Origin of the sequence: Klebsiella sp. X1-16S-Nf21 (assembly GCF_002837615.1) — a bacterium.
GTDB classification, from domain to species: Bacteria; Pseudomonadota; Gammaproteobacteria; order Enterobacterales; family Enterobacteriaceae; genus Klebsiella; species Klebsiella variicola.
In genome coordinates this window covers 1-14,617 of sequence record NZ_PJDK01000106.1, presented here as the reverse complement: position 1 = coordinate 14,617, position 14,617 = coordinate 1, and the positions used below count along the sequence as shown (strand labels likewise).

Below are 14,617 nucleotides of genomic sequence, written 5' to 3'. Positions count from 1 at the left end.
AGGCGCTGCAACACCTGAATGAACAGACCGAAATAACGCTGACCGTTGAGCGAGAAGGTCAACGACACGATATCGCTTTCGCGCTGGGGGATGAATAATTGCCAACCATAAAACGACTGCGGAAAATGCTGACTGTGCTGCTGATATTAACGCCGCTGCTATTTCGTCCGGCCATCGCAGAAGAATTTTCCGCCAGCTTTAAAGGCACCGATATCCAGGAATTTATCAATACCGTCAGCAAAAACCTGAATAAAACGGTGATTATCGATCCCAGCGTGCGCGGCACCATTACCGTACGCAGTTACGATATGCTCAATGAAGAGCAATATTATCAATTCTTCCTTAGCGTGCTGGATGTGTATGGCTTCGCCGTGATCAATATGAATAACGGCGTACTGAAGGTGGTGCGGGCTAAAGATGCGAAAACCTCGGCCGTCCCGGTCGCCAGCGAGGCAGCACCGGGCGAAGGCGATGAAGTGGTCACCCGGGTGGTGCCCCTGACCAACGTCGCCGCCCGCGATCTCGCCCCGCTGCTTCGCCAGCTGAACGATAACGCCGGCGCCGGCAGCGTGGTCCATTATGAGCCCTCCAACGTATTGCTGATGACCGGCCGCGCAGCGGTCATCAAACGCCTGCTGACCATTGTCGAGCGCGTCGACAACGCCGGGGATCGCAGCGTGGTGACCGTTCCCCTCTCCTGGGCCTCCGCCGCGGAGGTGGTCAAACTGGTTACCGAGCTCAATAAAGACAGCAGCAAGTCGGCGCTGCCGGGCTCGATGGTGGCGAACGTGGTGGCCGATGAGCGCACCAACGCGGTACTGGTCAGCGGCGAGCCGAACTCGCGCCAGCGCATTATCGCCATGATCAAACAGCTCGACCGCCAGCAGGCGGTGCAGGGCAACACCAAAGTGATCTACCTGAAGTACGCCAAAGCCGCCGATCTGGTGGAGGTCCTCACCGGGATCAGCAGCTCACTGCAGAACGATAAGCAAAGCGCCAAACCGGTGGCCGCGATCGACAAAAATATCATTATCAAAGCCCACGGCCAGACCAACGCCCTGATCGTCACCGCGGCGCCGGACGTGATGAACGATCTTGAGCGAGTGATCGCCCAGCTCGATATCCGCCGCCCGCAGGTGCTGGTGGAGGCGATTATCGCCGAAGTGCAGGATGCCGACGGCCTCAACCTCGGTATCCAGTGGGCCAATAAAAATGCCGGCATGACCCAGTTCACCAACAGCGGGCTGCCGATCTCCACGGTTATCGCTGGCGCCAACCAATACAACAAAGACGGTACCGTCAGCAGCTCGCTGGCCAGCGCTCTGGGCTCGTTTAACGGTATCGCCGCCGGCTTCTATCAGGGGAACTGGGCGATGCTGCTCACCGCCCTCTCCAGCAGTACCAAGAACGATATTCTGGCCACCCCCAGCATCGTCACCCTCGACAACATGCAAGCCACCTTTAACGTCGGCCAGGAAGTTCCGGTATTAACCGGCTCGCAAACCACTTCCGGCGACAACATCTTTAATACCGTCGAGCGCAAAACCGTCGGCATTAAGCTGAAGGTGAAACCGCAGATTAACGAAGGCGATGCCGTGCTGCTGGAGATTGAGCAGGAGGTATCGAGCGTCGCCGACTCGGCCTCCAGCACCAGTAGCGATCTCGGCGCGACCTTCAATACCCGGACGGTGAATAACGCCGTGCTGGTCGGCAGCGGTGAAACGGTGGTGGTTGGCGGGCTGCTGGATAAAAGCGTCACCGATACCGCCGACAAAGTGCCGCTGCTCGGCGACATCCCGGTGATCGGCGCCCTGTTCCGCTCCGAGAGCAAGAAAGTGTCGAAACGCAACCTGATGCTGTTTATCCGTCCGACCATCATTCGCGATCGTGATGAGTACCGTCAGGCCTCTTCCGGCCAGTACACCGCATTCGACAATGCGCAAACCAAACAGCGGGGCAAAGACAGCAGCGAAGCGACACTCAGTAATGACCTGCTGCACATCTATCCAAAGCAGGAGACCCAGGCCTTCCGCCAGGTCAGCGCCGCCATTGACGCCTTTAACCTCGGAGGCCGCCCATGACGCCAGCCGCCGAACGCCGTCCGCTGCTGCCCTTTGCCTGGGCTCGCGCGCATCATCTTGTGCTGCTCAGCGACGGCGAACGCTGCGAAGCGCTGTGCCGCTCCGATACCGCCGCCCGGGCGCTGCTGGAAGCGCGTCGCCTGGCGGACGGACCGATGAGCGTCAGCCGTCTGGCGCCGGACGCGTTCGAGAAAGTGCTGGTGCTCAGCTATCAGCGCGACTCGGCGGAAGCGCACCGCATGATGGCCGATATCGGCAATGAGCTCGACCTCTATACCCTCGCCGAAGAGCTACCGGACAGCGACGATCTGCTCGACAGCGAGGACGACGCGCCGATCATCCGCCTGATCAACGCCATGCTCACCGAGGCCATCAAAGAGAAAGCCTCGGATATTCATATCGAAACCTATGAGCGCCATCTGCAGATCCGCTTTCGCGTCGACGGCGTGCTGCGCGAAATTCTGCGCCCGCAGCGGCGGCTGGCCGCGCTGTTAATTTCGCGTATCAAGGTGATGGCCAGCCTGGATATCGCTGAAAAACGGATCCCTCAGGATGGGCGGATGGCGCTGCGCATCGGCGGGCGGGCGATCGACGTGCGCGTCTCCACCCTGCCCTCCAGCCACGGCGAACGCGTCGTCCTGCGCCTGCTGGACAAAAACAGCGTCAACCTGGATCTGCTGACGCTGGGCATGCCCCCCGCTCTGCTCGATCGGGTCGACGCGCTGATCGCCCGGCCACACGGCATTATTCTGGTCACCGGGCCGACCGGGTCGGGGAAAAGCACTACCCTGTATGCCGCCCTCAGCCGCCTCGACGCCCACGAACGCAATATCATGACCATTGAAGATCCGGTGGAGTATGAGCTGGAGGGAATCGGCCAGACTCAGGTCAACGCCAAAGTCGATATGACTTTCGCCCGCGGCCTGCGCGCCATACTGCGCCAGGATCCGGATGTGGTACTGGTGGGGGAAATCCGCGATGGCGAAACCGCCCAGATCGCCGTCCAGGCCTCGCTGACCGGACACCTGGTGCTGTCGACCCTGCACACCAACAGCGCGCTGGGCGCCATTTCCCGTCTGCAGGATATGGGCGTGGAGCCTTTTTTACTCTCCACGTCGCTGCTGGCGGTGATGTCGCAGCGGCTGGTGCGCCAACTGTGCCCGCACTGCCGTCAGCCCACGCAGGCGGATGCCGACACCGCCCGGCAGATGGCGGTCCCGGTCGGCGCGCGGCTGTGGCAGCCCAAAGGCTGTCCGGAGTGTAATTTCATCGGCTATCGCGGACGCACCGGTATTCATGAACTGCTGCTGGTTGACGACCGCGTCCGCGCCGCCATCCACCGCGGCGAGAATGAGATCACCCTGATCCAGCAGCTGGGGCCAGCCTGGCAAACCCTGCGTCATGCCGGACGCGACAAAGCGCTGGCGGGGATCACCAGCTGGGAAGAGGTGATGCGGGTCACCGAACAGCAAACGACGGAAAGCGTCTGAGATGGCCCTGTTTCGCTATCAGGCACTGGACCCGCAGGGCAAAACCCGCCGCGGCGTTCAGCAGGCCGACTCCGCCCGCCACGCCCGCCAGCTGCTGCGGGACAACGGCTGGCTGGCGCTGGAAGTGACCGCCGCCGACCCGGCGCGCCGGCTGTGGCGCGGCGGATCCCTCACCAGGCGCACCAGCGCCGGTGATTTAGCCCTGCTCACCCGCCAGCTGGCCACCCTGGTCGCCGCCGGGATCCCGCTGGAAAAGGCGCTCGATGCCGTCGCCCAGCAGTGCGAAAAGGCGCCGCTAAGAACGTTAATGGCCGGGGTGCGCAGCAAAGTACTCGAAGGCCATTCGCTGGCGGAGGCGATGCGCGGCTATCCCGCCTGCTTCGATGGACTGTTCTGCGCCATGGTGGCGGCTGGCGAAACCTCCGGCCATCTCGACGGCGTGCTGAACCGGCTGGCGGACTATACCGAGCAGCGCCAGCAGCTTCGCGCCCGCCTGCTGCAGGCGATGATCTATCCCATCGTGCTGACGCTGGTCGCCATCAGCGTGATCGCCATTCTGCTCTCCACTGTGGTCCCAAAAGTCGTTGAGCAGTTTGTTCATCTGAAACAGGCCCTGCCGTTCTCCACCCGGCTGCTGATGAGCCTGAGCGATATCGTGCGCAGCGCGGGGCCCTGGCTGGTGCTGCTGTCGCTACTGGCGCTGCTGACGCTGCGTTATCTGCTGCGCCAGCCCGCCCGGCGGCTCGCCTGGGACCGGATGCTGCTGCGCCTGCCGGTCATCGGCCGCGTGGCCCGCAGCGTGAACAGCGCGCGCTACGCCCGCACCTTAAGCATTCTCAATGCCAGCGCGGTGCCGCTGCTGCTGTCGATGCGCATCAGCGCCGGCGTCCTCAGCAACGCCTGGGCGCGCAGCCAGCTGGCGGCGGCCAGCGAATCGGTACGCGAAGGCGTCAGTCTGCATCGGGCGCTGGAATCCACCGCCCTGTTCCCGCCGATGATGCGCTACATGATCGCCAGCGGCGAGCAGAGCGGCGAGTTGACCGCGATGCTGGAGCGCGCGGCGGAGAACCAGGACCGGGAGCTGAGCGCGCAGATCCAGATGGCCCTCAGTCTGTTTGAACCCCTGCTGGTGGTCACCATGGCCGGCATGGTGCTGTTTATCGTGCTGGCTATCCTGCAGCCGATCCTGCAACTGAACACCCTTATGAGTATGTAACTGTATTAATGGAGAAAACTATGCAACGGCAACGCGGTTTCACGTTACTGGAAATTATGGTGGTGATCGTCATTCTCGGCATTCTCGCCAGCCTGGTGGTGCCCAACCTGATGGGCAACAAGGAGAAAGCGGACCGCCAGAAAGTCGTCAGCGATCTGGTGGCGCTCGAGGGGGCGCTGGATATGTATAAACTGGACAACAGCCGCTACCCCAACACCGAGCAGGGACTGCAGGCGCTGGTGACCGCCCCGGCCGCCGAGCCGCACGCCCGCAACTACCCGGAAGGCGGCTATATCCGCCGCCTGCCGCAGGACCCGTGGGGAAATGAGTATCAGCTGTTAAGCCCGGGTCAGCATGGCGCCATCGACGTCTTCAGCGTCGGCCCGGACGGGATGCCCGACACCAATGACGACATCGGCAACTGGACCCTCGGGAAGAAATAGTGTCTCAGCGCGGTTTCACGCTCCTTGAGATGATGCTGGTCCTGCTGCTGATTGGCGTCAGCGCCAGCATGGTGCTGCTGGCGTTTCCCTCCGCCCGCACCCAGGAGGCTACGCAGATCCTGGCGCGCTTTCAGGCGCAGCTGGATTTTGTCCGCGAGCGCGGGCAGCAAACCGGTCAGCTCTTCGGGATCGTCATCCACCCTGACCGCTGGCAGTTTATGCGCCTGCAGCCTGCCGACGAAGACGCTCCGGCGGCGGCTGATGACCGCTGGGGCAACGCGCAGTGGCTGCCACTGCAGGCCGGACGCGTCACCACGGCGGAAACCCTCCCCCGGACCAGGCTGACGCTGCGCTTTCCCGACGGCCAGGCGTGGACGCCAGGCGAGCAGCCCGACGTGCTGATCTTCCCTGGCGGCGAAGTCACACCGTTTCAGCTGCGGATTGACGCCGCGACGGGCATCACCATCGACGCCCAGGGTGACAGCCAGCCGCTGGCGGCGCGGGAGCAGCCATGAAACGCCAGGCCGGGATGACGCTTATCGAAGTGATGGTCGCGCTGGTGATTTTCGCCCTCGCCGGTCTGGCGGTGATGCAGTCCACCCTGCAGCAGACCCGCCAGCTTGGGCGTATGGAAGAGAAAATCCTCGCCAGCTGGCTGGCGGATAATCAGCTGGTGCAGCTGCGGCTGGAGAAACGCTGGCCCGCCCTCAGCTGGTCCGAAACCACCGTGGAAGCCGCCGGAACGCGCTGGTTTGTCCGCTGGCAAGGGGTGGAAACCGCGCTGCCGCAGCTGCGGGCGCTGGACGTGGAGGTCCGGCGGCAAAAAAGCGATCCCGCGCCGCTGGCGACCCTGCGCACCTGGGTGACGCCGCCATGATAACCAGGATGCGCGGTTTCACCCTGATTGAAACGCTGCTGGCGCTGGCTATCCTCGCCCTCCTTAGCGCCGCCGCCGTGATGGTACTGCAGAACGTCATCCGCGCCGATGGCCTGACCCGCGAGAAGAGCCAGCAGATCGCCGCCCTCCAGCGCGCCTTTCGCCAGATCGCCGACGATGTCACGCACATCATTCCCCGTCGCGCCAGAAACAGCGACACGCTTTTCTTCGCCGGACGTTTCCAGTTGCAGAGCGACGACTGGGGGCTGGCCTTCAGCCGCAGCGGCTGGCCGAACCCACTGGGGATCCTCCCACGTTCGGAGATCCAGAACGTCAGCTACCGTCTGCGCCAGCAACAGCTTGAGCGACTGAGCTTCGATCAGCAGGATCCGCTGACCGGCAGCCAGCCGACGGTTCGGGTGGTATTGCGCGAGGTGACGGCGTTTCGTCTGCGCTTCTACGCCGACGGACGCTGGCAGGAGACCTGGGATCGCTCGCAGACGCTGCCGCAGGGGCTGGAGATCACCCTGACGCTGGCGAACAGCGGGGAGATCACCCGCCTGTTTTTACTCACCCCGGGAGGCAGCCAGTGAAAAATCGGCAACGCGGCGTCGCGCTCCTGATGGTGCTGTTCATCCTCGCCCTGATGATGATCCTCGCCAGCGCCATGACCGAACGCACCGCGGTCATGTATCAGCATACCGCCGTGACCCTCGATAATCTGCAGGCCAGATGGTACGCCCTGGCGGCGGAAAACATGGCCGCCGCGCTGCTGCAACGCGACGCGCTGGACTCGCCCAGTCAAACGAACCTGGCGCAAAGCTGGGCGCAGGAGGGGCGCCGCTTTACCCTCGACGATGGTGAAATCCGCGCCACGATCCGCGACGGGCGCGCCTGCTTTAACCTCAATGCCATCAACCATCGCGCGGATGAGACCAGCGGCGGAACGCCCTACCCGACCGACGTCTTCGTCCGGCTGTTGGCGCTGCTCGGCGAATCGCCGCTGCGCGCCAGCCAGATCGCCGCCGCCCTTGGCGACTGGACGGACAGCGACGGCCAGCCGCGGCTGAACGGAGCAGAGGATGAGGTCTACATGGCGCAAACCCCGGGCTATCTCGCCGCCAACCAGCCGATGCAGGATGTCAGCGAGCTGCGCCTGCTGGCGGGTATGGACGCCGCCCTCTATCAGCGCTTGCTCCCCTTCGTCTGCGTCCAGCCGGATGACGCGCTGCAGGTCAATGTCAACACCCTGCGGCCCTCCCAGGCCGCTCTGCTGGTGGCCCTCTTTCCCGGCGAGCTGACGCTGCAGGAGGCGCAACAACTGCTGCACAACCGCCCGCGAACCGGATGGAGCAGCGTCGCTGCGTTTCTCGCGCAGCCGACGCTGCAGAAAACCGATACCACGCTTGCCCGCCCCTGGCTGACGGTGCACAGCACGCGCTTTATCGCCGCCTTTAGCGTGGTGACCGGCAATCTTCGCTTTCAGCTGCACAGCGTCCTGCAACAGGAGGGGCGCACGTTTACCGTCGTCCAGCGGCGATATGGACTTTCTATGGTGGTCGATGAATAAGTTTAACGCTTCTCCCCAGGCCATGCTGATCGTGCGCTTCGCCCCCGGGCTGGCGCCGCTGCACTGGCAACTCTTCGCCCCCGGCGAGCCACACCACGAGGCCAGCGGCCGGTGGCCGGCCGACGACGCCAGCCCTTTCCCGGCGCTGGCGGCGCACTACCCCGCCTGGGTGCTGATCCCGGCCAGCGACTGCGCGTTTCACTCACTCACCCTGCCGGCGGGCTTGCGTAAACCGCCGCTGCAGGTCGCCCCATTCCTGCTGGAAGAGCAGCTGGCCGACGATGTCGAAGCCACCCATTTTGCCTTGCTCCACCGCCAGCAGGCGCAGTGCGAGATCGTCGCCGTACAGCGGCAGAAAATGCGCGACTGGCTGGCCCGCTGCGAGTCGCTCTCCCTTCGGCCCCTGGCGTTGACGCCCGACGTGCTGGCCCTGCCCTGGCATCCGCCAGCGTGGAGCGCGGTGCAGGTGGACGAGCAGTGGCTGATCCGCCACCAGCCGTGGGGCGGCATGGCGGCGGAAAACGTCTGGCTGACGGAGCTGCTGCAGAGCGAGGCGGAAGAACCAGTCATCGACAGCTATTCACCGCCGCCCGCGGCGCCGGGCGTCTGGCGGGCGCAACCTGCGCAGACATTGCTGACCCTTGCCGCACGCTATCCGGCAACGCAGCAGCTCAGTCTGCTGCAGGGGGAGTTTGCCGTCCGTCGGCGGCAGCCTGCACAGACGACCTGGCGTTCGGCGCAATATGCCGCACTGGCTCTGGCGTTACTGGTGGGGACAAACAGCGTGCTGGACCATCTCGATCTGGCGCGTCAGGCCGAGGCGGCGCAGCAGGCCAGCCGGGCTTTCTATCACCGCTGGTTTCCGACGGAGAAAAAGGTGATTAATCCGCGACTGCAGATGCAGCAACACCTGCAAACCCTCGCCCGTCAGGCGCAGCATGCCCCCCTCGTCGATCGCCTCAGCGCGCTGCAAAACATCCTCAGCGACACGCCGGGGATCCGCCTGCGGACGCTGAGCTGGGATGCCGCGGGCAACCGTCTGCAGCTGGATATCGCCGCGGTCTCTTCCCGGGCGCTGGAGCAGTTCACCCAGCGGGCGCAGCCGCGGTTTCGCGTCCGGCCAGGCGACATGACCACGAAACCGGATGGCATTGAGGGACAACTGACGCTGGAGGAAAACAATGGCTAATCTGCTTATCTGGTGGCGGCAGCGCACGCCGTCCGAGCAACGCCTGCTGCTCGGACTCGCGGGGCTGCTGGTGGTATGCGCCCTCTGGTACGGATTGTGGCAGCCCTGGCGAGCCCGTGAGGCGCAGTGGCGACAAACCCTGATGAAAGAGCAGGCCAGCCTGCGCTGGATGACGCAGCAGAGCCCGCGCCTGCAGCAGCTCAGCCAGCAGCCCACGCCGACGGCAAAAGAGGCGCTCACCGCCCTGGTGATGCGCGAGGCGGCGAGCCACGGGCTGGCCGTCGCCCGCCTGCAGCCGCAGGGAAAACGTCTGCAGGTCACCCTCCAGCCCTGCACCTTCCAGGCGCTGATGGCGTGGCTCGACGCCCCGGCGATGCGTGGCGTCAACGCGGTCTCCCTGTCCGTGACCGGGCAGCCGTCGCGGCCCGGCTGGGTTATGGTCAACCATCTGCTGCTGGAGCGCGACGATGAAAGCTAAAGGGATCGCGGGCGGACTGCTGCTGGTCCTCTATCTGTTGTGGCTCACCGCTACCGCCCCGGCGCGCCTGCTGGTCCCGATGCTGCCGCCCGGCGTACAGGTGGGCAGCCTCAGCGGCAGCGTCTGGCGCGGCGCGGCGCAACCGGTCTACTGGCATGGCGAACGGCTTGAACGACTGACGTGGTCGCTGACCCTGGCTGGCTGGCAGGTCTCTCTCAGCGATCCCCGCGGCGTGGAGGGTCAGGCCCGGCTGTGGGGCCTGCGCGATCTGCGCCTGCAGGAGGGGCGGCTCACCGCCCCCGCCAGCCTGCTCAGCCACTGGCTGATGTCGACCATGCCCGTCAGCGCCGAGGGAGAGGTCACTTTCAGCCTGGCCGAAGCGCACTTCAGCGAGGGGCGCTGCCGACAAATCACCGCCGGAGGCGCGCAGTGGCGTCAGGCCCGACTGCACTCCCCGGTCGGCAGCCTGGAGCTGGCCCAGGTTAATGGCACCTTCCGCTGTACGGCGGACGGCGCCGTGGCGCTGACCCTCCGCCAGGATTCTCATCAGCTGAGCCTCAGCGGCCAGGGGACCCTGTCGCCCGATGGCCGCTATCTGTTTCGCGGTACGCTACAGCCCCGGCAGGGAATGCCGCCGCTGTTGGCGCTGCTGGTGACGCGCCCCGCCTCTAAAAACGAGCCGGGTCGCACACCGTGGCAGATTCAGGGAAAATGGTTACCCCAGGAGCAAAAATGACGACATTAACGGCATTATCGCTGCACTTTCCCCTTGTCTGGTATGGCTTCCTGCTGCTGTTCGGCCTGGCGCTGGGCAGCTTTTACAACGTGGTGATCTATCGTCTGCCGCGCATGTTGACCCAGACCGCGGACGACGAGCGGATAACCCTCAGCACCCCGGGCTCCTCCTGCCCGCAGTGCCGCCAGCCGATCGCCTGGCGGGACAATATCCCGCTGCTCAGTTTCCTCTGGCTGGGCCATCGCGCCCGCTGCTGTCAGGCGCCCATCGCGTGGAGCTATCCGCTGACCGAGCTGGCCACCGGCCTGCTGTTTATCCTCGCCGGGGCGCTGCTCGCGCCGGGCCTGCCGCTGGCGGGCGGCCTGCTGCTGCTCTCGTTCCTGCTGATGCTGGCGCGGATTGACGCCCGGACCCAGCTGTTGCCCGACCGTCTGACGCTGCCCCTGCTGTGGGCCGGGCTGCTGTTCAATCTTAACGAGGTGTACATTGCCCTGCCGGACGCGGTCGCCGGGGCGATGGCCGGTTATCTGGCGCTGTGGTCGGTCTACTGGCTGTTCCGCCTGCTGACCGGGAAAGAGGCGCTGGGCTATGGCGATTTTAAGCTGCTGGCGGCGCTGGGCGCCTGGTGCGGCTGGCAGGTTCTGCCGCAGGTGCTGTTGCTCGCCTCGGCCTGCGGGCTGGTGTGGACCCTGCTGCAGCGCCTGTGGACCCGGCAGTCGCTGCAGCAGCCGCTGGCCTTCGGCCCCTGGCTGGCGCTGGCCGGAGGGGGCATTTTTCTCTGGCAGCAGATGGTCTAGCGGTTACTGCCCGCCTGGCCGGGCAGGATACCGCCCGGCCAGACGGCTACGAATATTTTTTGCTGCGCCGGGTCGGGGCGGTGTTGGCCGGATCGTCCGGCCATACGTGTTTCGGGTAGCGTCCCTTCATCTCTTTTTGCACCTCGCGGTAGCTTCCCTGCCAGAAGGCGCTCAGATCGCGGGTGATCTGCAGCGGACGCTGGGCGGGCGACAGCAGCTCCAGCACCAGCGGCACCCGCCCCTCGGCGATAACCGGCGTCGTGGCCTCGCCGAACATCTCCTGCATACGTACCGCCAGCGCTGGCGGGTTCTCCGCATGGTAACGGATCGCCAGACGGCTGCCGGTCGGCACGGTATAGTGCGTCGGCAGCTCGCGATCCAGCTTCTGGCGCAGCGGCCACGGCAGCCAGTCCTGTAGCGCCTGACGCAGATCCAGTGCCTTCAGCGCCCGCAGCGAGTGAACGCCGTTCATCTGCGGCAGCAGCCATGCCTCCAGCGAGGCCAACAGCGAAGCGTCATCCACCGCGGGCCACGCCTCTTCCGGCAACCACTGCGCCGCACACTGCAGCCGCAGTCGCAGCTGCTCAGCCTCTGGCGTCCAGTTGAGCACACCGAGGCCTTTCTCACGAATACCGTTGAGCATCGCCTGATGCAGCTCCGCCTCAGAGGGCTTCGCCAGCGGCTGGGTCTTGATCACCAACTGGCCTATCACCGTCCGCCGCCAGGCTTTCAGCGTCCCCTGCGCTTCATCCCACTCCACCGTGTCGGAACGCTGCGCCAGCTCGGGACGGGCGGCGATCAGCTCGCCGATATCCACTGGCAGAGCCAACAGCATGCGGGCATCCGGCGAGGCGCTGCCCTGCAGCAGCAGCGGAGCGATCAGCCACTCATGGCGGCCCAGCGCGTCGTCGGCGTCCAACATCGCGCCCATGCCGTTCGCCAGCTGGTAGCGCCCCTCCTGACCGCGGCGGCGGGCGATGCGATCGGCGAAGGCCGACGCCAGCAACTCCGCCATTCCTTCGGCATCGGGCTGGCCGCCGCGGCGGGCCAGACGCTTCATCAGCTGCTGCGCCCGCTGCTGCCAGTTGGTCTGCTGACGGGAAAAGACGGCGCCCAAATCCACCAGCCCGCCGCGCGGAGGCTCCTCAAGGATCGCCGCCAGCCTGGCCGCCGTCGCCGCCTCGTCATCGGTCTGCGCGGCGGCCAGCATCGCCGCCAGCCGGGGCTCGTTGCCGAGGGTCGCCATTTTGCGGCCAAACGCCGACAGCCGCTCGCCGTCCAGCGCCGAGAGCGCCGCCAGCAGGCGGCGCGTGGCGGCCAGGTTCACCGCGGGCGGCTGATCCAGCCAGGCCAGCGCGGCCGGATCGTGGCAGCCCCACTGCAGCAGCTCCAGCAGTAGCGCCGACAGATCGCTGTGCAGGATCTCCGGTTCGCTCTGCGCCGCCGCCCGTTCCGCCTGTTCTTTGCCGAGCAAATGCAGGCAGATCCCCGGAGAGAGACGGCCGGCGCGTCCGGCACGCTGCGTCATCGATGCCTGGCTGACGCGCTGCGTCACCAGCCGGGTCAGGCCGGTGCGCGGGTCAAAGCGGGCGACCCGCTCCTGGGCACTGTCGACCACCAGGCGGATCCCCTCGATGGTCAGACTGGTCTCGGCGATATTGGTGGCCAGCACCACTTTGCGCTTCCCGGCCGGCGCCGGGAGGATCGCTTTGCGCTGCTCGCTTAGGGGCAGCGCGCCGTACAGCGGGCAGAGGATGACATCCTCCGCCACGCGCTCCGTCAGCTGTTCCTGAACGCGCTGGATCTCACCGACGCCAGGCAGAAACAGCAGCATCGATCCCTGTTCATGTCGCAACAGCTCCGCTGCCGCCACCGCCACCGCCTCATCAAAGCGCTGGTGCGTGGGAAGCGGGTTGAAACGGCGCTCCACCGGATAAGCGCGCCCCTCCGAGACCACCACTGGCGCCTCAGGCAGCAGACGCTGCAGGCGATCGTTATCGAGGGTCGCCGACATGATCAGCAGCTTGAGATCGTCACGCAATCCCTGCTGGACGTCGAGCAGCAAGGCCAGCGCCAGATCCGCCTGCAGGCTACGCTCGTGAAACTCATCGAGGATCACCAGCCCCACGCCCGCCAGCTCCGGATCGCGCTGGATCATGCGCGTCAGGATCCCCTCCGTGACCACCTCCAGGCGGGTCTGCGGCCCGACGCAGGTTTCGGCGCGCATGCGGTAACCCACGGTCTCCCCCGGCTTTTCGCCAAGCAGTTCAGCCAGCCGCTGCGCGACATTACGCGCCGCCAGGCGCCTCGGCTCCAGCAGGATAATGCGTCCCGCGATGTTGCCCTCGGCGAGGATCTGCAGCGGCAGCCAGGTCGATTTCCCGGCGCCGGTCGGCGCGTTGAGCAAAACCTGCGGCGCGTGCTGCAGGGCGGATAACAGTTCTGGGAGGACGGCGGCAACCGGCAATGAGGACACAAAAGGCTCCGGGGGTTAACATTCAGGGGCTCGCATTGTAGCATCCCCCTAATTCATTACCGAGTCTCTATCATGTCTGAGCCGAAAAGGCTGTTTTTTGCGCTTGAACTGCCGTCTGCCGTCCAGAAACAGATCGTCCAGTGGCGGGCAAGCCACTTCCCCGAGGATGCCGGCAGGCCCGTCGCGGCGGATAACCTCCATCTGACGCTGGCGTTTCTCGGCGAGGTGAGCGCGGAAAAACAGCGGGCGCTGGCCGCCCTCGCCGGCCGCCTCCGCCAGCCGGGCTTTACCCTGACGCTGGACGATGCCGGACAGTGGCTGCGCTCGCGAGTGGTCTGGCTCGGAACCCGTCAGCCGCCGCGCGGCCTGCTGCAGCTCGCCAGTATGCTGCGCGCTCAGGCGGCGCGCAGCGGCTGCTATCAGAGCCCGCAGCCGTTTCATCCGCATATTACCCTGTGGCGCGATGCCCGCCAGGCGGTGCCGATCCCGGCTCCCGGCTTTCACTGGTCGTTTCCAGTGAACGAGTTCGTGCTCTATGAGTCCAGCTTCGGCCGGGGGCGCACGCGCTACACGGCGCTGGAACGTTATCCGTTTCATAAGGAAAGTTGATGCAGTTTGATCCGCCGTTACAGCCCGCTATTTTGCTTAAACGTTACAAACGATTTCTTGCTGACGTGGTTACCCCCGATGGCCGTGAGCTGACGCTTCACTGCCCCAATACCGGCGCAATGACCGGTTGCGCCGCCCCGGGCGACACCGTCTGGTATTCCACTTCTGACAATGCGAAGCGCAAATATGCCCACACCTGGGAATTAACTGAAACGCAACAGGGCGCGGTTATTTGCGTCAATACGCTGCGCGCGAATTCGCTGGCAAAAGAGGCGATTTCCGCCGGAATAATCCCTGAGCTTTCCGGCTATAACCAGCTGAAAAGCGAAGTGAAATATGGCGAAGAGAATAGCCGTATCGATATTATGTTACAGGCAGATGACCGACAAAACTGCTATATTGAAGTGAAATCGGTTACGTTGGCGGAGAAAGAATACGGTTATTTTCCCGATGCGGTGACCACGCGCGGTCAGAAGCACCTGCGGGAGCTGATGGCCGTCGCGGCAAATGGCGACCGTGCGGTGATTTTATTTGCCGTTTTGCATTCGGCAATTGACCGTTTCTCTCCCGCGCATCATATTGATGCCAGATACGCACAGCTGTTAACAGAAGCCCGCGACAAGGGGGTGGAAATTCTCGCCTGGAAGGCGGAACT

At 64.8% G+C, this 14,617-nt stretch carries 15 protein-coding genes and 1 pseudogene; 15 read left to right on the top strand and 1 reads right to left on the bottom strand.

Annotated elements, in window-relative coordinates; all coding sequences use genetic code 11:
* The 13 genes and pseudogenes from CW267_RS27775 to CW267_RS27715 form a co-directional block, all read left to right on the top strand.
* Nucleotides 1-98: pseudogene (locus tag CW267_RS27775) on the top strand (type II secretion system protein GspC); the annotation flags it as partial.
* Nucleotides 99-107: 9 nt separating this feature from the next.
* Complete coding sequence (gene pulD / locus CW267_RS27770; RefSeq protein WP_162493344.1) at nucleotides 108-2,081, top strand: GspD family T2SS secretin variant PulD; 1,974 nt, start codon at nucleotides 108-110, stop codon at nucleotides 2,079-2,081.
* Complete coding sequence (gene gspE, locus CW267_RS27765; protein WP_012542822.1) at nucleotides 2,078-3,571, top strand: type II secretion system ATPase GspE; 1,494 nt, start codon at nucleotides 2,078-2,080, stop codon at nucleotides 3,569-3,571. The genes pulD and gspE overlap by 4 nt, the downstream gene beginning before the upstream one ends.
* Before the next feature lies 1 nt (nucleotide 3,572).
* Nucleotides 3,573-4,787, top strand: coding sequence for a type II secretion system inner membrane protein GspF (gene gspF / locus CW267_RS27760; RefSeq protein ID WP_012968919.1), 1,215 nt, complete (start codon nucleotides 3,573-3,575; stop codon nucleotides 4,785-4,787).
* A 20-nt stretch (nucleotides 4,788-4,807) separates the two neighbouring features.
* Nucleotides 4,808-5,230 carry a type II secretion system major pseudopilin GspG gene (gene gspG, locus CW267_RS27755; protein ID WP_002889054.1) on the top strand — a complete coding sequence of 141 codons (423 nt, stop codon included), beginning with the start codon at nucleotides 4,808-4,810 and terminating at the stop codon, nucleotides 5,228-5,230.
* Nucleotides 5,230-5,745, top strand: a complete 516-nt coding sequence (gspH, locus tag CW267_RS27750; RefSeq protein ID WP_008807378.1) for a type II secretion system minor pseudopilin GspH — start codon at nucleotides 5,230-5,232, stop codon at nucleotides 5,743-5,745. The genes gspG and gspH overlap by 1 nt, the downstream gene beginning before the upstream one ends.
* Nucleotides 5,742-6,107, top strand: coding sequence for a type II secretion system minor pseudopilin GspI (gene gspI, locus CW267_RS27745; RefSeq protein WP_004894160.1), 366 nt, complete (start codon nucleotides 5,742-5,744; stop codon nucleotides 6,105-6,107). Before gspH ends, gspI begins: the two co-directional genes overlap by 4 nt.
* The gene (gspJ, locus tag CW267_RS27740; protein ID WP_032736669.1) at nucleotides 6,104-6,700 is read left to right on the top strand and encodes a type II secretion system minor pseudopilin GspJ; all 597 of its coding nucleotides are present in this window, start codon (nucleotides 6,104-6,106) and stop codon (nucleotides 6,698-6,700) included. The genes gspI and gspJ overlap by 4 nt, the downstream gene beginning before the upstream one ends.
* Nucleotides 6,697-7,677, top strand: coding sequence for a type II secretion system minor pseudopilin GspK (gspK, locus tag CW267_RS27735; RefSeq protein WP_012542824.1), 981 nt, complete (start codon nucleotides 6,697-6,699; stop codon nucleotides 7,675-7,677). The genes gspJ and gspK overlap by 4 nt, the downstream gene beginning before the upstream one ends.
* Nucleotides 7,670-8,866, top strand: coding sequence for a type II secretion system protein GspL (gene gspL / locus CW267_RS27730; RefSeq protein ID WP_032736668.1), 1,197 nt, complete (start codon nucleotides 7,670-7,672; stop codon nucleotides 8,864-8,866). Before gspK ends, gspL begins: the two co-directional genes overlap by 8 nt.
* Nucleotides 8,859-9,344 (top strand): type II secretion system protein M, encoded by a 486-nt coding sequence (locus CW267_RS27725; RefSeq protein WP_012968921.1) that lies wholly within the window; start codon nucleotides 8,859-8,861, stop codon nucleotides 9,342-9,344. Before gspL ends, CW267_RS27725 begins: the two co-directional genes overlap by 8 nt.
* Complete coding sequence (locus tag CW267_RS27720) at nucleotides 9,334-10,080, top strand: type II secretion system protein N (protein WP_032736667.1); 747 nt, start codon at nucleotides 9,334-9,336, stop codon at nucleotides 10,078-10,080. The genes CW267_RS27725 and CW267_RS27720 overlap by 11 nt, the downstream gene beginning before the upstream one ends.
* Entirely contained in the window at nucleotides 10,077-10,877 is an 801-nt protein-coding gene (locus CW267_RS27715) for a prepilin peptidase (protein ID WP_100781223.1), read from the top strand. The genes CW267_RS27720 and CW267_RS27715 overlap by 4 nt, the downstream gene beginning before the upstream one ends.
* A 46-nt stretch (nucleotides 10,878-10,923) precedes the next feature.
* Here CW267_RS27715 and hrpB read toward each other — a convergent pair whose 3' ends face one another.
* Nucleotides 10,924-13,353 carry an ATP-dependent helicase HrpB gene (gene hrpB / locus CW267_RS27710; RefSeq protein WP_100781224.1) on the bottom strand — a complete coding sequence of 810 codons (2,430 nt, stop codon included), beginning with the start codon at nucleotides 13,351-13,353 and terminating at the stop codon, nucleotides 10,924-10,926.
* A gap of 72 nt (nucleotides 13,354-13,425) precedes the next feature.
* Here hrpB and thpR point away from each other — a divergent pair, with 72 nt between their 5' ends.
* The gene (gene thpR, locus CW267_RS27705; RefSeq protein ID WP_008807387.1) at nucleotides 13,426-13,962 is read left to right on the top strand and encodes an RNA 2',3'-cyclic phosphodiesterase; all 537 of its coding nucleotides are present in this window, start codon (nucleotides 13,426-13,428) and stop codon (nucleotides 13,960-13,962) included.
* Nucleotides 13,962-14,617: DNA/RNA nuclease SfsA (gene sfsA / locus CW267_RS27700; RefSeq protein ID WP_101148687.1), on the top strand; the 656-nt coding region annotated here is incomplete at its 3' end. The genes thpR and sfsA, both read left to right, overlap by 1 nt.